This is a genomic window from Kribbella sp. NPDC056861 (assembly GCF_040687575.1).
Classification (GTDB): Bacteria; Actinomycetota; Actinomycetes; order Propionibacteriales; family Kribbellaceae; genus Kribbella.
The window spans coordinates 16,786-41,508 of sequence record NZ_JBFBNQ010000010.1; the positions used below are offsets into that span (position 1 = coordinate 16,786).

At 65.5% G+C, this 24,723-nt stretch carries 25 protein-coding genes and 1 pseudogene; 14 read left to right on the forward strand and 12 right to left on the reverse strand.

Going from position 1 to position 24,723, the window contains the following annotated elements; all coding sequences use genetic code 11:
- Nucleotides 1-28: 28 nt before the first annotated feature.
- On the reverse strand, nt 29-376 hold the full coding sequence (locus tag AB0P21_RS39175; protein WP_363704213.1) for a TraR/DksA C4-type zinc finger protein: 348 nt from the start codon (nt 374-376) through the stop codon (nt 29-31).
- Between the two features lie 288 nt (nt 377-664).
- On the opposite strand from AB0P21_RS39175, the gene AB0P21_RS39180 reads away from it, so the two are divergent.
- The gene (locus tag AB0P21_RS39180) at nt 665-1,294 is read left to right on the forward strand and encodes a GAF and ANTAR domain-containing protein (RefSeq protein WP_363704215.1); all 630 of its coding nucleotides are present in this window, start codon (nt 665-667) and stop codon (nt 1,292-1,294) included.
- Nucleotides 1,295-1,504: 210 nt separating this feature from the next.
- Here the strand turns inward: AB0P21_RS39180 and AB0P21_RS39185 are convergent.
- A pseudogene (locus AB0P21_RS39185) lies at nt 1,505-1,657 on the reverse strand (hypothetical protein); the annotation flags it as partial.
- Between the two features lie 74 nt (nt 1,658-1,731).
- Here AB0P21_RS39185 and AB0P21_RS39190 point away from each other — a divergent pair.
- The gene (locus tag AB0P21_RS39190) at nt 1,732-2,151 is read left to right on the forward strand and encodes a hypothetical protein (protein ID WP_363704217.1); all 420 of its coding nucleotides are present in this window, start codon (nt 1,732-1,734) and stop codon (nt 2,149-2,151) included.
- A gap of 570 nt (nt 2,152-2,721) precedes the next feature.
- On the opposite strand, the gene AB0P21_RS39195 is transcribed toward AB0P21_RS39190, so the two are convergent.
- On the reverse strand, nt 2,722-3,642 hold the full coding sequence (locus AB0P21_RS39195) for a LysR substrate-binding domain-containing protein (RefSeq protein ID WP_363704219.1): 921 nt from the start codon (nt 3,640-3,642) through the stop codon (nt 2,722-2,724).
- A gap of 178 nt (nt 3,643-3,820) precedes the next feature.
- Here AB0P21_RS39195 and AB0P21_RS39200 point away from each other — a divergent pair, with 178 nt between their 5' ends.
- Together AB0P21_RS39200 and AB0P21_RS39205 are read left to right on the forward strand one after the other, a co-directional pair.
- Entirely contained in the window at nt 3,821-4,693 is an 873-nt protein-coding gene (locus AB0P21_RS39200) for an NADP-dependent oxidoreductase (protein ID WP_363704221.1), read from the forward strand.
- A gap of 28 nt (nt 4,694-4,721) precedes the next feature.
- Entirely contained in the window at nt 4,722-6,257 is a 1,536-nt protein-coding gene (locus tag AB0P21_RS39205) for a bifunctional 3-(3-hydroxy-phenyl)propionate/3-hydroxycinnamic acid hydroxylase (protein ID WP_363704223.1), read from the forward strand.
- Between the two features lie 49 nt (nt 6,258-6,306).
- On the opposite strand, the gene AB0P21_RS39210 is transcribed toward AB0P21_RS39205, so the two are convergent.
- Both AB0P21_RS39210 and AB0P21_RS39215 read right to left on the reverse strand, forming a co-directional pair.
- The gene (locus AB0P21_RS39210) at nt 6,307-6,984 is read right to left on the reverse strand and encodes a response regulator transcription factor (RefSeq protein ID WP_363704225.1); all 678 of its coding nucleotides are present in this window, start codon (nt 6,982-6,984) and stop codon (nt 6,307-6,309) included.
- A complete protein-coding gene (locus AB0P21_RS39215) occupies nt 6,981-7,433 on the reverse strand; it encodes a hypothetical protein (protein ID WP_363704227.1) in 453 nt (150 codons plus the stop codon). The genes AB0P21_RS39210 and AB0P21_RS39215 overlap by 4 nt, the downstream gene beginning before the upstream one ends.
- Before the next feature lie 106 nt (nt 7,434-7,539).
- Between AB0P21_RS39215 and AB0P21_RS39220 the strand changes: the two genes are divergently transcribed.
- The 3 genes from AB0P21_RS39220 (at nt 7,540) to AB0P21_RS39230 (ending at nt 9,999) form a co-directional block, all read left to right on the forward strand.
- Nucleotides 7,540-7,710, forward strand: a complete 171-nt coding sequence (locus AB0P21_RS39220; RefSeq protein WP_363704229.1) for a hypothetical protein — start codon at nt 7,540-7,542, stop codon at nt 7,708-7,710.
- 553 nt (nt 7,711-8,263) lie between these two features.
- Entirely contained in the window at nt 8,264-9,196 is a 933-nt protein-coding gene (locus AB0P21_RS39225) for an ATP-binding cassette domain-containing protein (protein ID WP_363704231.1), read from the forward strand.
- On the forward strand, nt 9,193-9,999 hold the full coding sequence (locus AB0P21_RS39230) for a hypothetical protein (RefSeq protein WP_363704233.1): 807 nt from the start codon (nt 9,193-9,195) through the stop codon (nt 9,997-9,999). The genes AB0P21_RS39225 and AB0P21_RS39230 overlap by 4 nt, the downstream gene beginning before the upstream one ends.
- A 248-nt stretch (nt 10,000-10,247) precedes the next feature.
- Here the strand turns inward: AB0P21_RS39230 and AB0P21_RS39235 are convergent, their stop codons facing one another.
- Nucleotides 10,248-10,934 carry a TetR family transcriptional regulator gene (locus tag AB0P21_RS39235; RefSeq protein WP_363704235.1) on the reverse strand — a complete coding sequence of 229 codons (687 nt, stop codon included), beginning with the start codon at nt 10,932-10,934 and terminating at the stop codon, nt 10,248-10,250.
- A gap of 123 nt (nt 10,935-11,057) precedes the next feature.
- On the opposite strand from AB0P21_RS39235, the gene AB0P21_RS39240 reads away from it, so the two are divergent.
- From AB0P21_RS39240 to AB0P21_RS39250, 3 genes are all read left to right on the forward strand, one after another.
- Nucleotides 11,058-12,521 (forward strand): MFS transporter, encoded by a 1,464-nt coding sequence (locus AB0P21_RS39240; protein WP_363704237.1) that lies wholly within the window; start codon nt 11,058-11,060, stop codon nt 12,519-12,521.
- Nucleotides 12,522-12,546: 25 nt separating this feature from the next.
- A complete protein-coding gene (locus AB0P21_RS39245) occupies nt 12,547-12,954 on the forward strand; it encodes a PPOX class F420-dependent oxidoreductase (RefSeq protein WP_363704239.1) in 408 nt (135 codons plus the stop codon).
- A 93-nt stretch (nt 12,955-13,047) separates the two neighbouring features.
- On the forward strand, nt 13,048-13,911 hold the full coding sequence (locus AB0P21_RS39250; protein WP_363704241.1) for an NADP-dependent oxidoreductase: 864 nt from the start codon (nt 13,048-13,050) through the stop codon (nt 13,909-13,911).
- Nucleotides 13,912-15,275: 1,364 nt separating this feature from the next.
- Here AB0P21_RS39250 and AB0P21_RS39255 read toward each other — a convergent pair.
- The gene (locus tag AB0P21_RS39255; RefSeq protein WP_363704243.1) at nt 15,276-15,722 is read right to left on the reverse strand and encodes a hypothetical protein; all 447 of its coding nucleotides are present in this window, start codon (nt 15,720-15,722) and stop codon (nt 15,276-15,278) included.
- A gap of 13 nt (nt 15,723-15,735) precedes the next feature.
- Entirely contained in the window at nt 15,736-16,641 is a 906-nt protein-coding gene (locus tag AB0P21_RS39260) for an SDR family NAD(P)-dependent oxidoreductase (protein ID WP_363704245.1), read from the reverse strand.
- Between AB0P21_RS39260 and AB0P21_RS39265 the strand changes: the two genes are divergently transcribed.
- The 3 genes from AB0P21_RS39265 (at nt 16,634) to AB0P21_RS39275 (ending at nt 19,767) form a co-directional block, all read left to right on the forward strand.
- Nucleotides 16,634-17,575, forward strand: a complete 942-nt coding sequence (locus AB0P21_RS39265; RefSeq protein ID WP_363704247.1) for a LysR family transcriptional regulator — start codon at nt 16,634-16,636, stop codon at nt 17,573-17,575. The two genes, AB0P21_RS39260 and AB0P21_RS39265, sit on opposite strands and share 8 nt — an antisense overlap.
- Nucleotides 17,576-17,903: 328 nt before the next feature.
- Nucleotides 17,904-18,758, forward strand: coding sequence for a helix-turn-helix transcriptional regulator (locus tag AB0P21_RS39270; RefSeq protein WP_363704249.1), 855 nt, complete (start codon nt 17,904-17,906; stop codon nt 18,756-18,758).
- Nucleotides 18,715-19,767, forward strand: a complete 1,053-nt coding sequence (locus AB0P21_RS39275) for an NADP-dependent oxidoreductase (RefSeq protein WP_363704251.1) — start codon at nt 18,715-18,717, stop codon at nt 19,765-19,767. The genes AB0P21_RS39270 and AB0P21_RS39275 overlap by 44 nt, the downstream gene beginning before the upstream one ends.
- A gap of 617 nt (nt 19,768-20,384) precedes the next feature.
- Here the strand turns inward: AB0P21_RS39275 and AB0P21_RS39280 are convergent.
- The 4 genes from AB0P21_RS39280 to AB0P21_RS39295 form a co-directional block, all read right to left on the reverse strand.
- A complete protein-coding gene (locus tag AB0P21_RS39280) occupies nt 20,385-20,489 on the reverse strand; it encodes a TetR family transcriptional regulator (RefSeq protein WP_363704460.1) in 105 nt (34 codons plus the stop codon).
- 2 nt (nt 20,490-20,491) lie between these two features.
- Nucleotides 20,492-20,623 (reverse strand): hypothetical protein, encoded by a 132-nt coding sequence (locus AB0P21_RS39285; protein ID WP_363704253.1) that lies wholly within the window; start codon nt 20,621-20,623, stop codon nt 20,492-20,494.
- 269 nt (nt 20,624-20,892) lie between these two features.
- Complete coding sequence (locus tag AB0P21_RS39290) at nt 20,893-21,918, reverse strand: aldo/keto reductase (protein ID WP_363704255.1); 1,026 nt, start codon at nt 21,916-21,918, stop codon at nt 20,893-20,895.
- A 489-nt stretch (nt 21,919-22,407) separates the two neighbouring features.
- On the reverse strand, nt 22,408-23,613 hold the full coding sequence (locus AB0P21_RS39295; RefSeq protein ID WP_363704257.1) for a winged helix DNA-binding domain-containing protein: 1,206 nt from the start codon (nt 23,611-23,613) through the stop codon (nt 22,408-22,410).
- Between the two features lie 75 nt (nt 23,614-23,688).
- Here AB0P21_RS39295 and AB0P21_RS39300 point away from each other — a divergent pair, with 75 nt between their 5' ends.
- Nucleotides 23,689-24,312: a TetR/AcrR family transcriptional regulator C-terminal ligand-binding domain-containing protein gene (locus AB0P21_RS39300; protein ID WP_363704259.1), complete on the forward strand. Its 624-nt coding sequence runs from the start codon at nt 23,689-23,691 to the stop codon at nt 24,310-24,312.
- The last annotated feature ends 411 nt before the right edge of the window (nt 24,313-24,723 follow it).

The following is a 24,723-nucleotide window of genomic DNA, read 5'->3' on the forward strand; positions in this document are numbered from 1 at the left end:
AAACTCCAGGTCGCCCGCAAGGCTCACTTCACGAGGATGTGAGCTGGGCACAAGTGATGCAGGTGCGGGCCGCAGGTCTGGCTTGTAGACGGCCTGCACTGATGGGTTGGCCGCAGTGTTCGCACGTGCCGTAGGTGCCGGCTGATAGTCGGTCGAATGCTGCGTCGATCTCCGCCAGCTGCTTCTGGACCTGTTGCACAAGCGACGTGACCTGAGATCTCTCGAAGGCGATGGTCGCGCCCTCGGGGTCGTGCTCGTCGTCGGCGTTGGAGTCTCGTGAGGCTGCGACCACCTCGTCAAAGTCGCCCGTCAGGCTCGCCAGCCGTCGGAGCGCTTGTCGTCGTTGCGTTTCCAGCAGGTCGCGAGCTTCCTCCATCGATCCATCATGGCACTGTGCGAACTAATGGCGGTCGTGCTGGTAGTCAGCGCGAAGGCCCGCAACGGCATCGCACGACGCATGAGTGCCGTGTTCACCCCGGAGCGCTGCGGGCGTACTGTCAGGAGCACCGGTGATTCTTCGCCCAGTGGTCAGCTGTGCATCCTCGGCGATTGACGACGTAGCCATCCCGCGCCGAAGGTGCGGGGGCTGAGATCGGACCGAGCCGTGGAACTCCCGGAGCTTGTCGCTGTCATGGAGAAGATCGCACTGTCGATGCACTACCCGATGGACGTCTACGACACACTGCAAGGCCTGACCGCCGCGGTCGTAGCCGCGACACCAGGCATCGACCACGCGAGCATCTCAATCACCGACAAAGACGGCAAAATCCAGACCCTGGCCCCAACCGACGACGTCGCTGTACGGGCCGACGAACTGCAATACGAACTGGGTGAGGGGCCATGCTTGACGGCAGTGCTCAAGGAGCCGGTCGTGCAGGTCGACGACATCCGGAGCGACCCGCGCTGGCCGAAGTACGGGCCCCGCGTCGCCGCCGAGTACGGGATCGGGTCGCAGCTGGCATTCCAGTTCCACGCCGACCCCCACGTGCGCGGCGGGTTCAACCTGTACTCCCACCAACCCCACGGCATCGGCGTGGACGACCACCGGCTCGCCGTACTGTTCGCTAACCTCGCCGCGGCCGCGCTGGGCTGGAGCCGCCAAGACGAAACCCTGAACGAAGCACTGACCACCCGCAACACCATCGGCCAGGCGATCGGCATTATCGTGGAGCGCTATCAGCTCGACCCCGACCGGGCGTTCAACTTCCTGGTGCGCACCTCCCAGACCGGCAACATCAAACTCCACGACGTCGCGGCCGGCATCATCGCCGACGCAGCCTCCAGAGCCCGCTGAGCAACAGCGACATCCAACGCCGCCAACCGGCCGATTGGACTTGACGAAGGTCAGATAGGCCGCGGAGACCGCTTGGAGCCGGTCAGCGGGGTCGGCGTGGTCACCCACGTCGTTCAGCTCGTGTTCCAGCTCGGCGAAGGCGACCTCGGCGACCGCCAGCAGGATCGCATCGCGGTCGGCGAAGTGCTGGTAGATGGCCGGCGCGGAGATCCCTACCTCCAGGGCCACCGCGCGCGGCGTGACGCTGCGCTCCGCGCCTTGCTTGAGCAGCCTGGCCGAGCCACTGACGATCTCGTCGCGTAACTGCGTGCCTTCACCGCGCTTGTTGCGAACACGATCCTTCGAAGTCGCCTCGCGATTCACTTTACACCTGTTAACTGGACATGTAAGTTAACAGGTGTAAAGCAAGCGAATCCCCGACCACTCGAGGAGCAGTCATGAAGAAAAACCTGATCACCGCCGCACTGGCAGACAAGACCGGACGAGGGCTGCTCGCCCTGTGTGCGCTCGCGACACTCGGCGCGTTCGCCAACGGCGTCAGCATCCTGTTCGACGTCGCGCCCGATCGCCTGATGTCCGAAGCCTGGCGAACCCTCGCCTACCTCGTCTTCGTCGGCCTCCTCACGATGATTATCGTTGCCCCACGCAACCAACGCGGCCCGTGGGAACTGATCTTCCTCCACAAGATCGCCATCACCGTCTTCGGCATCGTCGCGGCAATGAGCAACACTCCCGATGCTGCGAACACCTGGCCCATCGACGCGGGCCTAGTGGTAGCCACCGCGATCGCCTACGTGTTGTGCCGAGGCTGGCAAGGCTGGCGACCGAACTCCGCCACCGCACGCTCGACCAAGTAGCACATGGGTGAGCCGACGCTTTTGGGTAACCCCGCCCGGTTTGGACCGGTGATAATGACAGAATCGCCGGCCGCGCGTGTCGAGGGCGGATCCGGGATGCGGCCGTTCCCAGAGTGGCTCAGACGGACGTCGTCCGACGACGAAACCTGTCGTTCAGAAAACGCCTACTCCGACGCATCAAACAAGATCGCCGGCGAAAATCGCCGCCTTCAGGCGGTGCTTAACGTCGACCGCGCTCACGACCCGCACGGATGACTCGAGGTCACATCTGCGGCACCTGGAGGCGCAACAAGAGATTCAACAGGACGGCCAGTTAAAGCAACTGACGGGATACGTCCGCCTGGTCGTTCCGTCCACTCCGCCCATCATGATGGCGTGAGGAGGCCTCAGCCGATCCTTGCTGCGGGCCGCGGCTGTCCCTGCCCGCAGGCTCGAGCCTCATCGCATTGGCTGCTGATCTCGGCGGACGGTGGCGCGCGGGCCGGGTGGTCGGCCGAATGGAACATCAGCTCGGCGCTGACTAGAGCCGCATGCCGCCGGGAGATGTCCGCGGTCTTGGTTCGATCACGCCTACGGTGACGTTTCGAGAAGTGGCTGGACTGCCTCACGGATTCGGGCTCGCAGCCAGCGGGATGCCGGGTCGGTGTCGGCTCGGCGGTGCCATCGAAGCTCGACGTCGGCCTCCGGCAGGTGGTATGGGACTTCGTGCCAGCGCAACGGGACGGCACGATCCACCAAGTGGCGTGCGACGGTGAGTGGCACCAGACAGATGACATCTTGCTCCAGCGCGATCAACGCACCGACCGCGTACGAGGGGACGACTGCCGTAACTCGCCGCGAACGCCCGTCACGTTTCAGCGCATCGTCCAGCGGGCCGCGCGCCAGGCCTCGGCGGGACGACGAGATGTGTGGATAACGGCACAGATCGTCGACCGATAATTCTGCTGCCTGCCCTAGGGCGGAATCGGCCGCCACAGCCGCAACGAAGCGATCGGTGAAGAGCCTTTCGGTGAATACGTCGGGGGGCGGCGGCCCGACCACCCCGACATCGAGGTCGAGCGAACCATCGCGGAGCTGATCGGGGTCTTTGGAGTCCTGGCGGACAAACCGGATCCGGACTCCGGGCGCGGACGCGGTCACCAGGCGAGTCACTCGCGGCGCGAGCACCGGGATCAGTCCGTCGTTCAGCCGAATGGCAAATGTCCGCTCCCATGATCGGGGGTCGTCCAATTCGGGGCTGACCCGGAGCGTGGCCGCCGTCGCGAGCAGATTCCGTACCCGTGGTGCTGCGTCGAGCGCGAATGTGGTGGGCACCAGGCGTCGGCCGGCGCGCACCAGGATCGGATCGTTCATAGCTCGCCGGAGCCTGCCCAGGGCATGACTGGTCGCTGACTGGGACAGGTGCAGACGCAGTGCCGCCTCGTTGACGCTGCTGGTGTCGATGAGGGCGTCGAAGACGCGGAGCAGATTCAGATCCAACTCTTCAGGCATCGGTCATCCTCATATCGATCATGTGCATATTTATACTGTAAAACATGCATTAGACATCATATTACTGACTGTTGATGATGAAGACATGCCGAAAATCATTCGTCCGAACAGCTATGGAAGCCCCGATGTGCTGGAAGTCGCCTAGGTTCCCGCACCGACTGCGCCCGATGACGGCGTTGTGGTTCAGATCCGTGCGGCCGGGGTCAACCCGATCGACTGGAAGCTTTACAGCGGTGCTTTTCACCGGGTCGCCGACCAGAACAAGGACTCCGCAGGAGTCGGCACGGACAACCTGCCGGCGCTCGGGTTGGAGTGCGCGGGTGTGGTGACCGAGGTCGGACCGCAGGCCGACGGTGTCCAGGTCGGCGACGAGGTCATCGTCTATCCCGTCACCGCCGCCTACGCCGAGTACGTCACGGCGCCGGTTACCTCGCTGATACCGAAGCCGGCAACACTGGACTGGCCGGAAGCCGGCGGGCTGATGCTCACCGGCACCACGGCGACTCACGCGCTGCACGCGGCCGGAGTCGGCACGGGCGACACCGTCCTCATCCATGGCGGCTCCGGCGGCGTCGGGCTGATGGCCGTCCAGCTGGCCACCGCCCAAGGCGCGACCGTGATCGCCACGGCCACCGAGGCCAACCACGAGCTCCTGCGCGACCTAGGCGCGACGCCCGTCATGTACGGACCAGGATTGCTCGATCGAGTTCGGGCCGCCGCGCCAAACGGAGTTACGGCGGCGCTTGATCTGGTTGGCAGCGACGAAGCACTCGACACCTCACTAGAGTTGGTTGCCGACCGCAACAGGATTGCCTCGATCACCGGGTCTGAGCGGCGCGCCGCGGCCGGGATCAAAGTGCTGGGCAACGGTCCCGGCCAAGACGTCGGCACCGAGGTTCGGCACGCCGCTCGGGCCGACCTGGCCGAGCGTGCCGGATCGGGCGAACTGAAGGTCATCGTCGACGCCACCTACTCGCTCGATGACGCCGCGAAGGCACACGAGGCAGGGATTGCCGGACACGGCCCCGGCAAGCTCGTCCTGCTTCCCTGAACAGCCGCCACCCTGAAGGGAACGAATTATGAGTGAGCAAGATGTCATCGTGGTGGGTTGCGGGCCGGTGGGGCTGGTCCTGACGGCGTTGCTGGGTAAGGCCGGTCACTCGGTGCTGGTCCTCGAGCGCTATCCGGGCCGCTACGGGTTGCCGCGCGCCGCGAGCTTCGACAGTGAGACCTTACGCACCATGGCGGCACTCGGGCTGGCACCGGCGCTTCTGCCCGGTTTGCACGTGCAGGAGCGCTACGAATGGCGCAACAGGCAAGGAGAACTGCTGATCGAGCAGGTGTGCCGGAGCATCGGTGACAGCGGCTGGCCCGACATGGCGACGTTCCACCAGCCGGATCTGGAAAACGCGTTGCACGAGCTCTGCAGATCCCTGCCGTCGGTAGAGCTTCGATTCGGCACAACCGTCACCGCGGTCAACCAGCAAGACGACCAGGTCGTCGTACGGACCGACACCGGGGAAGACTTCGCGGCGCGGTATGTGATCGGTGCTGACGGCGGCAACAGTTTCGTCCGCGAGGCACTGGGAATCGGACTGGACGACCTGGGATTCTCCGAGCCCTGGCTGGTGTGTGACTTCAAACTGCGACGGCCGGCCGAGGAACTCGGTCTGCCGGGTGCACTCCAGATCGGCGACCCTGACGAACCGACCACCATCATCACGACCGGATCAGGACACCAGCGTTTCTGCTTCATGCTCGACACCGAGGCAGACCTCGACGTTGAACGCAGCAAAACCCGAGCCTGGGAGCGGGTAAGACGCTATCTGTCGACCGACGACGCCGACCTCGTCCGGGTCGCGGACTACACGTTCCGATCCCTGATCGCGCATCAATGGCGAGACCGGCGAGTCCTGCTGGCCGGCGACGCCGCCCATCAGATGCCGCCGTTCCTCGGACAGGGGCTGTGTTCCGGTATCCGCGACGCGGGCAACATCGCCTTCAAACTCGACTGGGTGCTCCGCGGCGTACACGACTCTGCCGTACTCGACACCTACCAGACCGAACGAGAGCCCCACGTACGCGCGATCACCGCCACCAGCATGCGCCTAGGCCGCCAGCACACCCTGCGTGATCCAGTACTTGCCGCTGAGCGCGACGAAGAACTGCGCACCCGTCGCGCCGCATTGGTGGAACCCGACCGGATTCGGCTGCCCGGCCTGGGCCCCGGATTCTTCGGACCTGGCGGCCGTACGCTGTCGGTCCAAGGCCGGGCGAGCAATGGGCGCATGACCGCGCTCCTCGACGAACTGGTCGGGAGTGGCTTCCGTCTTCTCGCGACCGAAGATGCGCTGGCCGACATTGATCCGGAGGCTGTGAGCACAGCGGGGATCACTCTGGTGGGCTTGGGCGCTCAGGCACAGGGAGTCGTCCTGTCCGATGTGGACGGCACCCACTATGACTGGCTTCGCAGTCTCGGTGCTACCGCGGCCGTCGTGCGGCCTGACAACTATGTGCTGGTCTCGGGACAAGACGCTGCCGAGGTTTCTCGCCGCGCCATTGAGCTACTGGCACCGGATGCCATGGTCGATCAGACCGGGCAGCAGCGGATGTAGACGACGTCGTTTGGCGATCTGAAACGGGCTGATACCGTGCTGGAACTATTCATGCGGGTCGCCCTCCTGGGTGGGCGAGTCCGCTCTGGTAGGCGATGACGACCAGTTGAGCGCGGTCGCGGACGTCGAGCTTGGTCATGGCGCGGTTGATATGGGTTTTCACCGTGAGGGGAGACAGAAACAGTTGTTCGGCGATCTGTTGGTTCGACAAGCCGTAGGCGACCAGCGCCAAGATCTCCCGTTCCCGACCGGTGAGGACAATGAGATCAAGCGCTGCCGGTAGCTGACCGAGAGGTGCCTGGGTCAGGAACCGATTGATCAGCGCTTGGGTGGCCGCTGGGGACAGCAGTGACTCTCCGGCGGCGACGACGCGGACGGCGTGGAGCAGGTCGACGGGTTCGACGTTCTTAACGAGGAAGCCGCTGGCGCCCGCGCGGAGGGCGAGGACGACATTGTCGTCCGTTTCGAAGGTAGTAAGGATCAGCACCCGGACGCCGGCCAGGTCGTCGTCGGCGGCAATCCGGCGGGTCGCCTCGATGCCGTCAATGTCGGGCATCCGAATGTCCATCAAGACCACGTCAGCGCGGGTCGCTCTCGCGAACTCGATGGCTTGCCGTCCGGTTCCGGCCTCGCCGACGACTTCGAGATCTGCGGCCGGTTCAAGGAACATCCGGAAACCGGCCCGGATCAACGGCTGGTCATCCACCAGAAGTAGTCGGATGGTCATATCGCTGGCCCGTCCGGGGTAGGAAGGTCGGCGCGGACCATGAAACCTGCGCCGGGTGTCAGATCAGCCAGGAGGGATCCGCCGGCAACCGACACGCGTTCCCGCATACCGATGATGCCATATCCGGAGTTTGCGAAGTTTGTACCGGATCTGACCGGGTTGCTGACCTCGATCGCCACTCCTTGCGGGCTGTATACGACAGTGACCTTGGCCGTGCCTTCGCCGTATTTATGAGCGTTGGTCAACGACTCCTGCACGATTCGGTAAGCGGTGAGGTCGGTGACTTGCGGGAGGTCCCTGGCTTCACCGTGCTGCTGGTGGTCCACTCGCAATCCCGCGGCTGCGAAGTTACCGAGGAGCGCGGCCAGACCGGCGAGACCTGGGGCCGGCGACGGCGGCGGAGCGAGCGGTTCGCTCGGGTTTCGGAGCAGGCCGATAACGGCAGCCATCTCTTGCAAGACGGTGTCAGAGGCACGGCTGATGTGAGTGAGAGCGGTGGCAGCCTGGTCGGGGTGCTCGGCAAGAATGTTTCCTGCACCGGAGGCTTGGACCTTGATGACGGCGTCGCTCGTCGGTCACCCGGCGGCGGGCTTCTTCTTCGCGAGTTTGCTCTGCGCGCACAGCTCGTTCTTCGACTGCGACGAGGTAGGCACGTCGGCTTCGGGCCGCATCACCGACGGCGGTGGCCATACCTATCCAAGCCAGTACTCCGAGATTTTCCGGTGACCACCAGCCACCGTCTGCCCAGACGACAGAGACGAAGTAGAGCAGGACGCTCACACCAGCCGCGATCAGCCAGGTGATTCGCCGGTCGCCGGCGCCCGCACGAGCATGAAAGAGGAAGAACAGTGCCACGATCAGCACCGGCGTTTCATGGCCGGCCGCCGTCAGCGCCGCCGACGTCACGGTGACCGCGGCAATCGACCACCCGCTCCATCTGCGTCGCACCAGGATCGCAGTCACCATCACAACGATCGCGGTCACGTCAGGCAACCCCGGAGCCCGAGACGGCTGATCGTCGGATCCGATCCAGATCACAGCGGCTGCGAAAGCCGCCAGACCCAGCGCCAGAGCCCCGTCCCGCAGCAACTGCCTTTGCTGCTTGGCCGCCCACGTCCAGCTGAGCACGCGCCACCCCTGTGTCATGCGGCCAAAGTACGCCGAACGCGGCCTGGTCCGCGTCGTCTTCTGGCGGTATATCGGCTACTGCCGCAGACGTAATCGACTACCCGCACCGAGACGACGCGCGACCTGCCGCTCGGCGGCGAAAGTTTTTGCCATGATCGAAATCAAGGAACTGACCAAACGCTTCGGCGACAAGGTCGCCGTGGACAACCTGACCTTCACAGTGCGGCCCGGGATCGTCACCGGCTTCCTCGGCCCGAACGGCGCCGGCAAATCGACCACTATGCGGATGATCCTGGGACTGGATCGGCCCACGTCCGGGACCGCCTCGATCGATGGCCGCGGCTACGCCGATCTGACCGCACCTCTGGCCAAGGTAGGGGCCCTCATCGATGCGAAGGCCGTCCATACCGGACGGTCCGCCTACCATCATCTGGCAGCGATGGCCGCCACACTCGGCATCCCGAGAAGCAGGGTCGACGAGGTGATCGACATCGTCGGGCTCCACGACGTCGCCCGCAAACGGGCCGGCGCCTTCTCTCTCGGCATGGGACAGCGGCTGGGGATCGCCTCCGCGCTACTGGGCGATCCCGAGGTACTGATCCTCGACGAACCGGTCAACGGCCTCGATCCCGAAGGCATCCTGTGGATTCGGCAACTCATGCAAGGACTGGCAGCCCAGGGCAGGACCGTCTTCGTGTCCTCACATTTGATGAGCGAGATGGCATTGACCGCCGAGCACCTGATCGTTGTCGGCCGCGGCAAGCTCATCGCCGACGTGTCCGTCGCCGGCTTCATCGAACAGGCTGAACGAAACACAGTGCGAGTGCAGTCACCACGCGCCGCCGAACTCCACGACCTGATCGCAGGCCCCCAGGTCACGATCACCAGCATCGAACGCGGCACCTTCGAGGTGGCCGGGATGTCCGCGCAACAGATCGGCGATCGCGCCGCCGACGCAGGGATCGCCCTGCACGAGCTGTCAGTGCAGCGGCCGTCCCTGGAAGAAGCGTTCATGGAAATCACCAAGGAAGCTGTCGAATACCGCACCACCTCCGAGCACTCCCTGACAGGAGCTACCCGATGACCACCGCGAATTCGTCGACCAGGCCCAGTCCGAAAACTCAGCTCAAGGTGACTCAGGTACGTGTCATCCAGTCCGAATGGATCAAGTTCTGGTCACTACGCTCCACCGTCATCACCCTCGCCATCGGAACCGCGTTACTGATCTGTGTCGGCCTGATCACCGCCTCGGTCACCAGGTCAGGTGGCCGGGTCGGCGATGACAGCCTCGGCGCCGCCGACGCCAGTCTCGGCGGCGTCATGTTCGCTCAGCTCGCCTTCGGAACACTGGGGATCCTCATCATCGCCAGTGAGTACAGCACCGGCATGATTCGCTCGTCGCTGACCGCCGTACCGAGACGGCTGCCTGTCCTCTGGGGCAAGCTCGCCGTCTTCACCACCGTCGGCTTCGCCGCCAGTCTCGCCGGAACAGCTATTGCCTTCACCGCGGGTCAGGCCATCATCGGTAACGGAGCCGCGTCGTGGTCGGACCCAGGCGTCGCACGGGCCATCATCGGCACCGCTGCCGTTCTCACCACCTCGGGTCTTCTCGGACTGGCGCTCGGAGTTCTGCTGCGCTCCACCGCGGCCTCGATCACCACTTTGTTCGGAACCATGTTCCTGCTCGACAACATCGTCGGCCTCATGATCCCCGACTCCTGGAACGGCGCCCTTAAGTACTTCCCAGGAGCCGCCAGCAACGCGGCGGCTGCCGTCATTCAGGCACCCGACGCCCTTGGCCCCTGGCCGGGGCTGGCGGTCTTCACCGGATATGCGGCCCTGGTAGCGGCCGGCGCCGCCTGGAGGTTGAAGCGAACCGACGCCTGACCCGGCCAATGCCCAACAGCGCCACAAGCGGGACCACCAGACAGGTGGTCCCTCTTGTCGTATCCGCGCCCGCCTGCTACGACGTGAGACATTGCCTTCGGCCACGTCTTGTTCTACTACAAGTCATTGATCCAGATTTCTGATTGATTTCAGCCGATGCCGCGCTTCGTGAGTGATCCTGTCAAACCCGATGGCGGGAATCTGGGGCCCGTCTCGATTGAGACGCGGACGTCTGACAGTCTGCCCGACTACTTCGTGCCGAGGAATTGATCGAGGACTCGGTCGAGCCCGAGAGCGAACAGTTCGTTGTCCGACCAGCCGGCGTCGACGAAGCCCGATGTGCTGAGGGTGGGGTAGCGGTCCGCGGAGTCGAGGATGTGTGCGCGCACCTTGGCGATCGCGGCGGGGTCGTCGATCCGCTGCCAGGTAGCGTCCGCCATCGCCGAGCCCAGCACGAGGCCGGCGAGCGTGTGGGTCACTGCGGCGAGATCCTTTCCCGCAAGGCCGTCCTCGACGAGCTTTGCCTGGATGTACTCGGTCCGGGTCAGCACATTGGGTCCCAGAAGAGGCCGGCCGAGCAGACTCGGCGACCAGGGGTGCGCCACCATCGCGGAGTACCAGCCGACGAGCAGTTTCTGGAGTCCCGCCCGGGGCGGCACATCGGGTGCGGGCACTGGCACCTCCCCGACGACATGGTCTAGCGCGAGGTCGAGCAGGTCTTCCTTGGTTTTGACGTGCCAGTACAGCGCGGTTGACGTCACTTCGAGCCGCTCGGCAAGCCGGCGCATGGTCAGCCGATCCACTCCCGTCGCGTCGAGTTCGGTGATCGCCGCGTCGATGATCCGCGCCAAGCTGAGCGGCGTGTTCCGGCGTGGGGGCCGCGCTACTTCATCACGAAGCCAGAACACGTCGGAACTGGTGGCTTCGGCCGGCATCGTTTCGGGTCGCGGCTCTCTCTCGGTCACAAGCCACCACCTTACCGGTCGGCATTTGACTTACCAACGATAAGTTAATATAACGATGGTAAGTCAAGAGTTCATCGACGATGGAAGGTCCTCATGAAACCCGAAGCAGGCCCGCGCCGGTGGCTGGCGCTCGTGGTCCTCAGCCTGGCGCAGTTGATGGTCATCCTGGACTCCACGATCGTCAACATCGCTCTGCCTACCGCGCAGCGTGAGCTGACGTTCTCCGATGACAGTCGCCAATGGGTTGTCAGCGGCTACGCCCTTGCTTTCGGCAGCCTTCTGCTCCTCGGCGGCCGGCTCTGCGATCTGCACGGTCGCAAGCGGCTGTTCGTCATCGGCATGATCGGCTTCGCGGCCGCCTCCGCACTCGGCGGGGCGGCGGACGGGTTCACTCTTCTGCTGATCGCCCGTATCGCCCAAGGCGCCTTTGCTGCGCTGCTCGCGCCCGCCGCACTGTCCTTGGTGTCGGTGACGTTCGCCGCCGACGCTGACGAACGCGGCCGCGCCTTTGGCGTCTTCGGTGCCATTTCCGGTGCCGGTGGCGCTCTAGGACTTCTGTTGGGCGGGGTGCTCACGCAGAACCTGTCGTGGCGGTGGTGCCTTTACGTCAACGTGATCATCGCCGCCGTCGCGGTCGCCGGCGCCCTGATTTTCCTCGTCGACCGTGCCCGTCCTCAGCGAACCCGGCTCGACCTCGCCGGCACCGCCCTGGCTCTGCTCGGTCTGTTCGGCATCGTCTACGGGCTCGGCAACGCCGCCACTCGCGGGTGGACCGATGTGTGGACCGTCGGCCCCACTGCGCTCGGCGTGCTGCTCGTCGTCGCGTTCGTCTTCGTCGAGCGCCGGGTCCGCGATCCGCTCCTGCCGCTGCGGGTGGTGCTCGACCGCAACCGTGGTGGGGCCTATCTCGCGGTTGGGATCTCTGGCACCGGTGGCTTCGCCGTGTTCTTGTTTGTCACCTACTACCTCGCCGAAACCCTGAAATTCACGCCGGTCCAGAGTGGCCTGGCGTTCCTGCCCATGGTCGTCCTGGTCATGGTCGGCGCGGTGCTGTCCGGCGCGGTACTGCTTCCCCGCATCGGCCCACGCCCGATCGTCCCGATCGGTAGCCTTCTCGCCGCGGGCGGCATGGTTCTTCTCACCGGAATCGACGCCGACTCGACCTACACCGGCGGCGTACTCCCGGGCTTGACCGTCATCGGTCTGGGTCTCGGCATAATCTTCGGTCCGGGACAGAACGCCGCCACCAGCGGCGTGCGGCCGCACGAAACCGGGGTGGCTTCCGCGATGGTCAACATCACCCAGCAGGCCGGCGGCTCGATCGGACTCGCCGTGTTCAGCTCCCTCGGCGCGACCGCCACCACCAATTACCTGACGGCTCATGCCGGAACGGCCACCGACCCCGCCACCATCGCCCAAGCGATCTTCGCCGGTTACCACTTCGTGTTCTGGGTCGCTGCCGCCCTGTTTCTTGCAGGCGCTCTGATCTCGGCCGGGCTCTTCCGCAGCGGCCTCCTGGCCGTCGCACCCGACGCCGAACCCGTCCTCGCTCACTGACCGCCACTGACGAAAGGCCCTTTCTGTGTTCACCGACAAAGAAATCCAGTACATGGCCGACCAGCCCCTGTGCCGCGTGGCCACCGCTCAGCCGGATGGCACCCTTCAAGTCAGCCCGGTCGGATTCGCCTACAACCCCAAGACCTCAACCATCGACCTGATGGGTCTCAACCTCCGCAAGAGCCGCCGGTTCCGCAACGTGGCCGACAACGGCCGCATCGCGCTGGTCATCGACGACGTGCCCAGCACAGACCCCTGGCGGGTCCGCTCACGGGAGATCCGCGGTCACGCGGAAGCGCTGGTCGACGTCGAGACCCCCGGCCACCACGACGATGCGATGATCCGCATCCACCCCCAGCGCATCATCGCCATCGGCGTCGAGAACTGGGACGTCGACTACACCGAACAGGTCCCCCACAGCCGCAACGTCTGACCACGACCACCGTCGTATCTACACCTCTCAGGAGACAACCAGCATGAAGGCAGCACAGTTCAACCAGTACGGCGGCCAGAGGTCCTCGCTATCGTGGACCTGCCCGACCCGCACCCCGGCCCTGGCCAGGTCCGCATCAAGGTCCGAGCGGCAGGAATCAGCGCCAGCGACGCGAAAATCCGCCGCGGCGAACTCAACTTCGGCGCCTCCCTGCCACAGACCACAGGAGCCGATGTTGCGGGTGTCGTCGATGAGATCGGTGACGGCGTCACCGACGTCGCCGTCGGCGACCGTGTCTTCGGCATCTCCGACAATCAGGCCGCCGTCGCTGAATACGCGCTACTGACCTTCCGGGCCCCCATCCCGCCGTCGCTCGGGTTCGTTGACGCCGCTGGCATCCCGGTCGCTCTCGAAACCGCGACCCGCGGCCTCGACCAGCTCCACGTCACCTCCGGAACCACCCTGTTCATCAACGGTGCCTCTGGCGGAATCGGCACCGCGACCACCCAGCTCGCCGTCGCCCGTGGCGCGCGCGTCATCGGTGCCGCCAGCGCCCGTAACAGCGGCTACCTCACCCTGCTGGGTGCGGAACCCGTCACCTACGGAGAAGGTATGACCGACCGCGTGGGAGCCCTGGCCCCCGATGGTGTCGACGTCGCTCTCGACGTGGCCGGCAACGGCGTACTCCCCGAACTCATCACCCTGACCGGCGGCGAGCCGAAGAATGTCATCACCCTGGCCGACTTCGCCGGAGCAGAGCAACACGGCGTGCACTTCAGCAACGGCTTTGTCGACGGCAACGCCTTCGGCGCGCTCGCCGGAATCGGCGAACTCATCGAATCTGGAAAGTTCTGGCTGCCAGTCGAGCGAACCTTCCCGCTGGAGCAGATCGCCGACGCCCACCACGCCAGCGAAACCGGCCACGTCCGCGGCCGGCTCGTCATGATCGTCAGCTGAAATCGACTCCAGTAAGCGGCAACAACCCGCATCCGACGTACGCCCAGCAGGAAAGCGCGAGGATCATCGCGGTTCAGCACCTCTGGCGATGACCACGCATAGATAGATTCGTCAACGGCCTCGCCGGCGCACCGCGGCGTCGACACCGCGCCGGCACCGCGAGGCCGACCACAAACGTTGAACATCTTTCGTCCGAGCTCTCGCGGTTCGGAACCCGCTAGCTCGCTGCTGAAACGGTAGCAGAAAGACCATGGAACGGGCGCCGACCAGCACCGACGCGAAGGCGATCAACAAGCCGGCTGCGCCCCGAACCAGGTCTTCCGACCGGCCACAACTTGCTCCCTCTTCAGCCCACCATGTATCGAAGCCACGGATGCTACAACCTCGTTCACCTGCTGGCACCGGTTGACCAAGTCCAGTGAATGAAGCCGTCCCGGTGGAGCTGTTACCTCGAACCGCCCGGCAGAACGCTCTTACTGGGCGTGACATCGACTGCCCGAGCGCTCGGACATGATCGGCCCGTACAGTCAGGGCGACAAGATACCCCCAGCTCCAGTGTCATCCGGGCACTACGCCAGCGACATAGGGCGGCGTCTCCGGTTTCCGGGCGAGATCAGCTCGGCTACGTCACACGTCTGCGTGGAGCGCTAGTCAGACAAACGACGCTCGTCGCTGCCTCGGCGGGTAGGGCGGTAGTCGAGGAGGGTCAGGGACGTGCTGCGCGGAACTGCCGGGTGTGGCGAGCAGGATCAGCTGGCTATTGGAGGCGGTTCGTTGATGGGCTTGGGGCAGCGTCTGGATGTTGGCGCTGGGACAGGTCGACGATCAGTGGTGTCCTGGCGTGCCGGGCGGCTTCGCGGAGCACCTGGTCAAACTCACCGGTTGTACTGATGTCGATGGGCCACTGCGACTAGGAGGGGTGCCGTCGGTAGCGACTGCTTCGAAAGGCTGCAGCCGGTCTGCGTGGAATCGGCGTCGCTCGGCCTGACCGGTCTCGTCAACACGGTAGTGACGGGGGCGCGGTGCCTTGGTCGGTCCGATCGAAGGAGAGCTGCTGGATTGGACCGGCCGGGCAAGCTCGAAATCAATCGGCCTGGACAGACCGGACGCGAGCTCCGCCACCAGTGCAGTGTTGCCCTCAGCAAGCATCAGATGCCATAGCTGGCCGGCTCCGAACGGTGACCGCCGGATCTCACCGACCGTCGACCCCATATGCAGCCCGCCCAGGAGCTTGATTCCGACTTGAACAAGCAATCCCGGCTGCCGCGGCAGGATGGTGGCTCATTTCAAATTTCACCGGATGGGATGGGTTCCTGAGTGATTTGCCCGAGGGCGGAGCACGGGAGCCGAGGGCGGATTTCGGTTCAGAGGATTCCCTGGCGAGCGGCTTCGTAGGCCGTCGGGATCGTGGGACGGAAGCCGAGGCTGCGAGCGAGGCCGATGTCCATGTGACCTTGCCACGGGTTGGCCAGCGGGTCGCCCGAGGAGTTGTACGTGGCCCCGACGATCTGGGCGATCTCGTACGTCGTGAGCGGTGAGTCGTCGGCGATGTTCACGGTCCGACCATCCATGGCGCCGGTCAGAGCGAGCTTGACGGCAGTCGCAATATCGGCGTGGTGTGCGAGGCTCAACTTGCGAGCCGGATGCCATCCCATGCTCGCGAGTTGGTTCGGTGCAGCGTCCAGGTGACCGTCTTGGTCTCCATACACGAAGGGAAAGCGCAGGATGCACCACGTCAGGCCACTGTCGCGCAGATTCTGCTCGGCCTCGATTTTGCACAGCGCACCAAGCTTTCGCTGCTGGTCCCGCAACTTATCGGGATGGTCAATCGGCCGGTGTGCCGAACGCGGCCAAGGAGACCGGCTGCCACTCACGCCAGGTCTGCAGGCGCTCCTGGTAGAGCTTTTCGATCTCGGGGAAGAGGTTGCCCAGGAGCAGCCGGTGTGGTGGATCCTCCGCGTCGACGAGGGCGAGGATGGCAGGCTTGGTCGCGGCCGCCAGGCCGATGTCGAAGTCCACGGCGTTGTCGAGGCGCGACTGGGCGTACTGGGGCAGCTCATCGCTGTGGCGGGATCCGCGGTCGAGCCAATCGGTCTTGTACGGGCCGGGTTCGACGCAGGTGACCTGGATGCCGAAGCCTGCGACCTCCTGCCACAGTGACTCGGAGATGGCTTCGAGTGCCCACTTGGAGGCGTGATACGCGCCGATGCCCGGGTAGGCGTGGAGTCCGCCTTCACTGGTCACCTGAAGGATGTGTCCACTGCCCTGTCGACGCAGCACGGGCAGGACTGCCTGGGTGACCCAGACCGCCCCGAAGAAGTTGGTCTCCAGCTGCCGGCGAAGCTCGCGTTCAGTGAGTTCCTCCACCATGCCGAAGTGACCGTAGCCCGCGTTGTTGACGACGACGTCGATGCGTCCGAAGCGGGCCACCGCCTGGTCGACTGCCGAAAAAGCTGCTTGCCGGTCGGTGACGTCGAGTTCGAGTGTCAGGACGGTCTCGGGAAAACGTTCCGGAAGGTCCTGGAGGGATTCCAGAGAGCGGGCAGTTGCGATCACACTGTCGCCGCGCTCCAAGGCGGCTTCCGCCCATAGCCGGCCGAAGCCGCTCGAGGTGCCGGTGACGAACCAGATCTTATTCATGGAGTCGATCTTGCGCGCCGACGCATCATGCCACCAGCGAAGATCGAGCAGGCAAGGTATTCTGGTCCGGCATACTGGGTCGATGCTCATCGACGGACATCCGCAGCTGCTGCGCGCGCTGCGAGCGGTGGTGGAGACCGGATCGCTCACCGCGGCCTCCGAGCGGTTGGGGTTCACGCAATCGGCGGTGTCGAAACAGATCGCCGCGCTGGAGGCGGCCACCGGTACGCGATTGTTCGATCGCGGACCGCGCGGGGTCGAGCCGACCGAGGCAGGCGACCGGCTCGCGGTGCACGCGGCCGCCATTCTGGACCAGTACGACGTCGCGCAGCGCGAACTCGAGAACCTACCGGCGCCGGTGGTGGGCCGGATCGCGCTCGGCGGTTTCCCGACCGCCGCCCTGCGGCTGGTCCCGCGCGCCATCGCGAGCGTCCGCGCCACCCACCCATCGGTCGAAGTCGAGTTTCTCGAGTCGTCCACGCCCGTTCAGATTCGCCGCCTGCGGGCCGGCCGGCTGGACCTGGCGATTCTGGCGTCCGGTGGGGATCTGCCCGGATGGGACCTCGCGGGGATCGAGGTCGAACCACTTCCTGCCGGAACGCTGCGGATCGCGGTAGGCCGGGGACACCGACTTGCGGGAGCCCGCCGGGTTCCGGTGGACGAGCTTTCCCAGGAGCGCTGGATCGTCGGTAAAGGAGCGCGCGGAGAGCCTCAGTTCGGCGCCTGGCCAACGCTGCCGACACCGCAGGTCACCACTGAACTGGGTGACTGGGCGTCCCGGTTCGGATTCGTCGCCGCCGGGCTCGGCGTCACGACGATTCCGAGCCTCGTGGCCTCCGCGCTGCCCAGTGGCGTTGTCTGCGTCGAGGTCGACGATCCGAACTTGGTCCGCCGTTCGATAGGGCTGGCCGGCATCGGTGCTCCGTCCGCCGCGGCCGCTGCGGTCCGCGCCGCGGTGGCCCAACAGGCACGCCGGATGGCCGACAGCAGTGCGGGTACGACCTCTCCCGGCCGGGATTCGTGATCCGTGCCGGGCAGGCACGGGGTTTGTCCGGTGCAGGGATCAAGGCGAGGGTCGGGGATGACCGACGATCACGCCGGAGAGTCCGAGTTCGCCCCGGGAATGTTTGGGCGCTGTCCTAGGCGATCGGGACGCAGATGGCACGAAGGGTGAGCTCGAACCGGCCGCCGGGACGCCACACGTCGGGCCCGGGAATGCCGGACGCGGTCGCGAATACCGCCATGCATGTGCCTACTGCGGCTTTCGAACACGTTCGCACCATCGTCGAGCTCGAGCTCATCGGAGGTCGACCGGCGTCGACCGGGCGAATGGCGGGAGGGACAATGGTGAGGTGGAGGGTCAGGAGTTCGGTGATGCTGTGCGTCGGCTGCGGGGCGCGACGTCCCCGGAGTCGGTGGGGCTGACGGTTGGCCGGCGTCGGGTCGAGGGGTTGCGGCGAGAAGAACTTGGTGAGCTTGCGGGAATGTCTGCGGATTACATCCGCAGGCTGGAGCAGGGACGTAGCCATCCATCGGTCGGTGTGGTGAACGCGATTGCGCGGGCGTTGCGGGCGGGGCGGGCTGAGTACGAGCGATTGTGCGCGCTGGCGGGGTATGCCGCAGCGGAGGGTTTGGTGCCTACCGATGTGGGGCCTGCGGCCGCGCGACTACTGGAGCGGTTCGCCGACACCCCGATGTTCGTGTCCGACGCGGCAATGAACCTGGTCGCGGTGAACAGCGCGTTCCTGTCCTTGGGGCACTGGGATCTGACCGGCGAGCCGTGGGAGTGGAACATCGCATGGCGGAGTTTTTGTGACCCGTTCACTCGTTTTCAGCAGTCCGCCGCCGACGCGAGCGATCATCAGGCCATCCTCGTGACACGCATTCAGAGCGCGTCGTTGCGCTATCCCACCGATGCCTCGCTGATGGAACTGATCGACCAGTTACGGACGCGCAGCAAAGCCTTCGACACGCTGTGGCGCGCGCCACGACAGGTGGCGGCCTACGAGAGCACCGCCTCGTTCGCCCATCCCGAGGGAGGCGCGGTCCAACTGGTCGGTAGCCTGCTGCAAATTCCCGGTGACGACCTGACCGCGTTGATGCTGACCGCGCCGCCCGGATCGGTCGACGCCGAGCGGGTGGCCGAGATCGTCGGCGCCGCGCGTGGGCCGGCCATCACCATGGTGGGCCAAGCCGGCCCAGGCTAACCGTCGTGGTTCCTGCGAAGTTCGTGGTGTTCAAAAACAGCACTCACAGAAGCAGGTGCAGAGGATGAAGGCAGTACGTTTCCACGAGTTCGGCGGTCCCGAGGTTCTGCGCTACGAGGACGTCAATCAGCCCGTGCCTGGTGCCGGTCAGGTCCGGATTCGTGTCGCCGCGACATCATTCAACGGTGTCGAGGGCAACATTCGTGCAGGATTCATGCAGGGACCGATCCCGGTCGAGTTGCCCCACACACCCGGTATCGACGTGGCAGGCACGGTCGACGAGCTCGGTACGGACGTGAAGGACCTGGCCGTCGGTGACCGCGTCATCGGGTTTCTGCCGATGACCGGCACAGGCGCGGCCGCGGAATACGTTCTCGCGCCGGCAGAAATCCTGACAGGAGCACCGAAAGGCATCCCGCTGGCTGATGCGGCGGCCCTTCCCGTGGTGGGCCTGACTGCCTGGCAGGCTCTGTTCGATCACGGCAACCTGGTCGCCGGACAACGTGTCTTGATCAACGGTGCCGGTGGGGCGGTTGGCGGTTACGCCGTGCAGCTGGCCAAAGAGGCACAGGCCCGGGTGGTCGCCGTCGTCGGCCCCGGAGACGGCGACCGGGTCGAGGCTGCCGGCGCTGATGAGGTTATCGACCACACAACGTCCGATGTGGCCGCGCTGGTCACGGAGCAGCTCGATCTGGTCCTGAATCTCGCACCGGTCACACCGGAGCAGCTGGCAGCGTTCGTTCCGCTGATCCGTGACGGCGGCGCCCTGGTCAACACCACGGTGTGGATGCCAGCTCCGTCGGACGAGCAGCGAGGAGTACGCGGGATCGACTTGTACGTGCGCAGTGACGCCGACCAACTCGCCGACCTCGCGGCGCGCGTCAGCACCGGCGAGCTGAAGGTCGAGGTCGCCAAGCGGGTGCCCTTGGAGAAACTTCCTGAGGTTCACAGCCTGGCCGCTGCCGGTTCACTGCCCGGCAAGACCGTCATTACCATCTCCACCGACTGACCGCGCTCGCTGGCGGCCCTGACCAGCGGTTGTGCGCGAGCTCCTCGAGCACGCGCACAACCGCAAACTGAGGAGCGCATCCTGGTCGCCGGCGGCATTATCGGCTCGAAGCGCGTCAATGCGGCGGGGTAAGGCGAGCCGGTGACGGGACTGGAGGTCTTTGCATCGGCGTGGCTCGCGCTCAGCAGCTTGATTGGCGGGGAGTTTCGACAGCGCCCCGTGAGCCGCACTTCTCATTTACAACGGGCGGCGGAGCCCGTCCAGTACCAGAGTGATGGATACCGTCGGCCGTGGCCGGCCACGCGGCGGCCACCCTCTCGGCCACGGCCGGCTCCAGTGCCGGCTGCCTTCGGCCAGGACACCTGAGCGATCGGCCATGAGCGTGGCCGGCATCCGGGCGAGGCCGTCGTGGGCGGCGATGTGACCGGTCATGTCGCGTAGGAAGGTTGCCAGGACCGTGCCGCGGGCAGTGTCGTCTGTAGATGGCGGGCATCGGCCCGGAGCGGCTTGTCGGCGGTCATCGACTCCCTTTGACAATGGGAGGGCACTCCAGAAGGGCGGCTGTGCCGGCGGGGGAACCAAGTCGGGCAGTCGGTCCAGATCCACCTGGCTGCGCTTCATGTGACCGACGGCGTCGAGGACCAATTCGCCTTCGACTGCCAGCGGCAGTAGAAGGTGCCTTTGCCGGCCTTCGCCCGTGCCGCTACCGCGTTCATGGTCATACTCACGTAGCCGACCCCGCCAGAACGTGCAGCGCGGCGCCCAGGACCTCGGCGCGCTGCCCAGAGTCGAGTTTGCTGCCCGGGCGGCGATGGACAGTCAGGCTGCCGTCGTTGTCCGCCACGGAGTCATCCACGACAGGATTGTCCTGCGTCGTATCGGCGATCTCCTCGCTGCCGGAATCGTGTCGTGCTGTGTGACGGTCCAGATCCAGGTCGTGCCAGGCACGGCGGGCGGCGTAGGAGGTCCGTACATGCCGGTGGATGGGTCAGATCGCGAATGCGGTGACCTTGCCGCGCTTGGTGGCCTGTGAGTGCTCGCGGCTTTCACGAGTCGAGACCAGCACGGCGGTGAGGATGATGCCGGCGATGGCAAAGAAGGCGCCGACGATGACGGAGGACGTCGTCAGCGCCGGCGCTGCCTCGCGTCAGTGAGCGCGGGCGGGACGTAGCCGGCGTCTCCAGCGGTCAGGTTGCGGCCCGGAGGCACGATCTCATCGATGCGGTCGAGGACGTCCTGGTCGAGGACCAGGTCGGCTGCGCCGAGCTGGCTGTCGAGCTGCTCGATGTTCATCGGGCCGATGATCGGTGCGGTCACCGCGCGATGGGAGAGCACGAAGCCGAGAGCGAGGTGGATCAGGGACAGGCCGGCCCCGTCCGCGAGCACGGCGAGAGCCTCGACGGCGTCAAGCTTACCGGCGTTGCGTGGGGCGTCGATGTCGAATATGCCGGGCATGAGCTCCGCTCTGCTGCTCACCTGGCCAGTGGCACCCTTGCGGAATGTGCCGGAGAGCCAGCCACCACCGAGCGGGCTCCAGGTGAGCACACCGATACGGTGCGCTGCGGCGGCAGGCAGGACGTCGGCTTCGATTCCGCGAGCGAGCAGCGAGTACGGGGGCTGCTCGGTCACGAATCGGCCCAGTCTCCGGCGTTCAGAGGCCCACTGCGCCTCGACGAGCTCGTGGGCGGGGAACGTCGAGGTGCCGAAGTACCGGATCTTCCCGGCGCGCTGCAGATCGGTCAGCGCCCCCAAGGTCTCCTCGATCCCGGTCGCCGGATCAGGACGGTGCACCTGGTAGAGGTCGAGGTGGTCGGTACCGAGGCGCTTCAGGCTGCCTTCCACCGCTCGCATGATCCACCGGCGTGAGTTGCCGCGGTCGTTGACGTTGTCGGTCATCGGGTTGTGGAACTTGCTGGCCAGTACCACCGAGTCGCGGCGCGTCCCGGCCAGGGCTTTACCGACGACCTCCTCGGCCTCCCCATGGGCATAGAGGTCGGCGGTGTCGACAAAGTTGATGCCGGCGTCGAGCGCGTGATGGATGGTGCGGATTGAGTCGTCGTGGTCCTTATTACCCCACGATCCGAACATCATGGTGCCCAGGCACAAGGAACTGACGTCGAGTCCGGTGTCTCCGAGGCTTCGGTACTTCATGTGATCACCCGTTCTTCAGAACGGCTCCGCATCCCAGCGCTCGGCGAGACGTCGATGTGACCCTCAACATCTCCAACCCGCGGCATAGCGAAGCTCGTGCTCAAACGGTACCAGCTGGTTCCGATACCGTCACGTACCGGTACCGGATGGTGCCGACGAACGCCCCTCTTCACTCGTAGGCTCCGTGCAGGCGACGCTCCCCATCGATCACATCGACGATGTATTCATGCGGCCCGGAGCGCCTCCGCTTCCTGGCACGCCGGCAGAGTGTGGCGCTGCGGGCGAACGATTACGCTCCGCGAGGCGAGCCGCGGGCGATGATCAGCTCAGCTGGTCCCGACGGAGTACACCTTCGACTTGGCAGTCGAAGGCGGTGCTCCAGACGCGATCGCGTGAACACCCACGCAGGACGGTTGACCATGGCGAGCCGGCCGATCGGGTCAATCGTCGCGCCCGTTGACGGCGTCGATGTGGCTCGCCCCTTTCGGCTCAGGTCGCCGAGCTGGCGCGTTCGGACAGCGACAACTCGATGGGCGTTCGGATCGTAGGCGTTACGACGACCCCACCGAGCTTCGCCTCGAGATCGGCCGCCGCCGCGCTGATCGCGTCAGCCGCGGCCTTCCCCTTGTCCTCGACAAGAATCGTGCGGATGCCGGACGGTGTCGATGCCCAGACTCCGACGATCGCGCCGTCCCACCAGATCGTCGGTCCGATGTTGCCCCGGTTGTCATAGAGCCCGGTCGTGTCTGCCGGGCTGTACCAGTGCCGGTTCTGCCAGCCCATCGCTGTCGAGTCGAGCATGGGGAGAAGCGCGGCCGAGGGTTCGGTCGGTCGAACTATCGCGTCGAGCTCGACGTCGGTCCTCACCAGATCGATGCCGTCCATGCCATCGAGGTCGACATCGATCGTGGCAAGAGCTGCAACCGCGGCGCGGGTCGCGGTCTTCGTCCACCCCGTCCACCACTGCAGGTCGCCGATCGTAGCCGGGCCATAGGCACGCAGCCATTGCTGGGCGATGCGGGTGCGCGCTTCGAGCGCGTCGCGCGCGGGCAGGCCATCAGGCCACCAGGTGTCGACTGCTTGCCAGCGGTGCTGACGCGTTGTCCAAGTGCCCACGGGGGCACCTCGGACGATCTCGCCGGCAGCGCTCATCATTGCCAACAGCGGACTCGTTACCGTCTGACGAGTGTCGGACGGCAGGCGCGGGGGGATGACCGTCTTCAGGCGTGGCTCGGCACGACTCAACTGTGCCCCGGTCGCCTCGCTCAAGTCGCGCACTGCAGCGCGCACACCCTTCTCCACGGCTGCCACCCATTCGGAAATGTCTGGCACATCCGGAAGCGCCTCGTTCTTCTTCAGCAGGGTTAACAGGCGTCGACGGAGGACCTGCGCGAGAGGTCCACTCACTGCGGCTTGAACGTCGGGGATGATCTCCCGGTTCATAAGGAAAACGGTGCGGCGCATCGCGAGCCAGCGAACCAGCAGGCGCTCCTCGTACATGGCGGACGCGATGTCCCCGATGGTTACGTCCGTGGTGCGGGCGAGGATCGACAGATAGGGAGTCGCCGGATCTGTGGCGTGGACAGCAAGGAGGCGATTTGCGACGTGCGCCGCTGAGGTCCCTGACCCGTCGAGGAGATGACGACCGACCAGCAACTGCCGACGGTCGGTCGCGGAGCAGAAGGGACGATGCATGAGACCATCCTAACAAACCGGTAATATTTGGTTCCGGTACTAGTAGGTACCGGAACCAAATGGTACTGTCTAGATATGGATGAGCATGAGAATGCCGAAACGGCGAGTACCTCGAAGAGTGGCCGCAAGCTCGACGAGTCACGCGACGCAGCCATCCTCGAAGCTGCCTTGGACGTCCTCGCTGAGACCGGATATACCGGCATGACGATGGCGCTCGTGGCCGCCCGTGCCAAGGCCGGCAAGGGCGCGATGTATCGGCGATGGGCCTCCAAGGAGGATCTCGTGATCGATGCGGTGAGGCATATGGCGCGCCGCGACGTCGACATCGACGCGCTCCCCGACACAGGCTCTCTCCGCGACGACATCCTCGCCCTGATCCTTCCCGAATCACTCGAAGAGACCAGCAAGCGCCTGCGCATCCTGGCCGGCTTGGCCTCCATGGCGACGGTCCACGAAGGCATCGGCGAAGCAGTCACTGATGCCAATGTCGGCGAATGGATTACCGCGAACCGAATCCTCATCCAACGCGCCATCGACCGGGGGGAAGGCCGGCCGGATGCCCGCGCCGACGCGCTCGCACGAGTCATCCCGGCGATGTGCGCCGCTCGCAGCGGACTCGAAGGTCAGCCCATCACCGCCGAGTTCATCACTGCGCTTCTTGACGACGTGCTCCTGCCCGCCGTCCTCGCCCACCCCTGAGCCTCTATACCCCAGTAGCTGCCTGTCCATCGAGCCCAAGGAACACACCCACGTCGGCCCCCTCGACTCACACCTCAACCTCACCGGCAACATCTGCGGAGCCCTCATGTTCTATGTCGACGCCTTCAGCGCCGAGCTCCAGATCCGCACCTAGCGCCACTTCGGCATGCCCGCCGATCCGCCCGGCACCCACGCAATCGCCCTGCTGGGCAGGCTGGCGGCGCTGAGACGCAGTTCGACGGGACCCGCCGTGAGCATGACCGACTAGTCGTTCTTCCTGGCTGGCAGCGGCGCCATGCTCGACGACGCTCCCGCCTACTAAAACGAGCCCCCTCGACGCGACTGCCCTCGAGTTCCTCGCCGTATTGGCATGGTCAGCCGGCTTCGGCATGCTCACCAACAAACAGCTCG

Coding starts and splice junctions, on each gene's coding strand:
- AB0P21_RS39295 (WP_363704257.1), bottom strand. CDS start 23,613: ATGCATCGTCCCTTCTGCTCCGCGACCGACCGTCGGCAGTTGCTGGTC.
- AB0P21_RS39280 (WP_363704460.1), bottom strand. CDS start 20,489: ATGACCATGAACGCGGTAGCGGCACGGGCGAAGGCCGGCAAAGGCACC.
- AB0P21_RS39225 (WP_363704231.1), top strand. CDS start 8,264: ATGATCGAAATCAAGGAACTGACCAAACGCTTCGGCGACAAGGTCGCC.
- AB0P21_RS39300 (WP_363704259.1), top strand. CDS start 23,689: ATGGATGAGCATGAGAATGCCGAAACGGCGAGTACCTCGAAGAGTGGC.
- AB0P21_RS39260 (WP_363704245.1), bottom strand. CDS start 16,641: ATGAGCATCGACCCAGTATGCCGGACCAGAATACCTTGCCTGCTCGAT.
- AB0P21_RS39210 (WP_363704225.1), bottom strand. CDS start 6,984: ATGACCATCCGACTACTTCTGGTGGATGACCAGCCGTTGATCCGGGCC.
- AB0P21_RS39235 (WP_363704235.1), bottom strand. CDS start 10,934: ATGCCGGCCGAAGCCACCAGTTCCGACGTGTTCTGGCTTCGTGATGAA.
- AB0P21_RS39220 (WP_363704229.1), top strand. CDS start 7,540: ATGACGGCGTCGCTCGTCGGTCACCCGGCGGCGGGCTTCTTCTTCGCG.
- AB0P21_RS39205 (WP_363704223.1), top strand. CDS start 4,722: ATGAGTGAGCAAGATGTCATCGTGGTGGGTTGCGGGCCGGTGGGGCTG.
- AB0P21_RS39265 (WP_363704247.1), top strand. CDS start 16,634: ATGCTCATCGACGGACATCCGCAGCTGCTGCGCGCGCTGCGAGCGGTG.
- AB0P21_RS39195 (WP_363704219.1), bottom strand. CDS start 3,642: ATGCCTGAAGAGTTGGATCTGAATCTGCTCCGCGTCTTCGACGCCCTC.
- AB0P21_RS39175 (WP_363704213.1), bottom strand. CDS start 376: ATGGAGGAAGCTCGCGACCTGCTGGAAACGCAACGACGACAAGCGCTC.
- AB0P21_RS39180 (WP_363704215.1), top strand. CDS start 665: ATGGACGTCTACGACACACTGCAAGGCCTGACCGCCGCGGTCGTAGCC.
- AB0P21_RS39240 (WP_363704237.1), top strand. CDS start 11,058: ATGAAACCCGAAGCAGGCCCGCGCCGGTGGCTGGCGCTCGTGGTCCTC.
- AB0P21_RS39215 (WP_363704227.1), bottom strand. CDS start 7,433: ATGGCTGCCGTTATCGGCCTGCTCCGAAACCCGAGCGAACCGCTCGCT.
- AB0P21_RS39290 (WP_363704255.1), bottom strand. CDS start 21,918: ATGAAGTACCGAAGCCTCGGAGACACCGGACTCGACGTCAGTTCCTTG.
- AB0P21_RS39230 (WP_363704233.1), top strand. CDS start 9,193: ATGACCACCGCGAATTCGTCGACCAGGCCCAGTCCGAAAACTCAGCTC.
- AB0P21_RS39190 (WP_363704217.1), top strand. CDS start 1,732: ATGAAGAAAAACCTGATCACCGCCGCACTGGCAGACAAGACCGGACGA.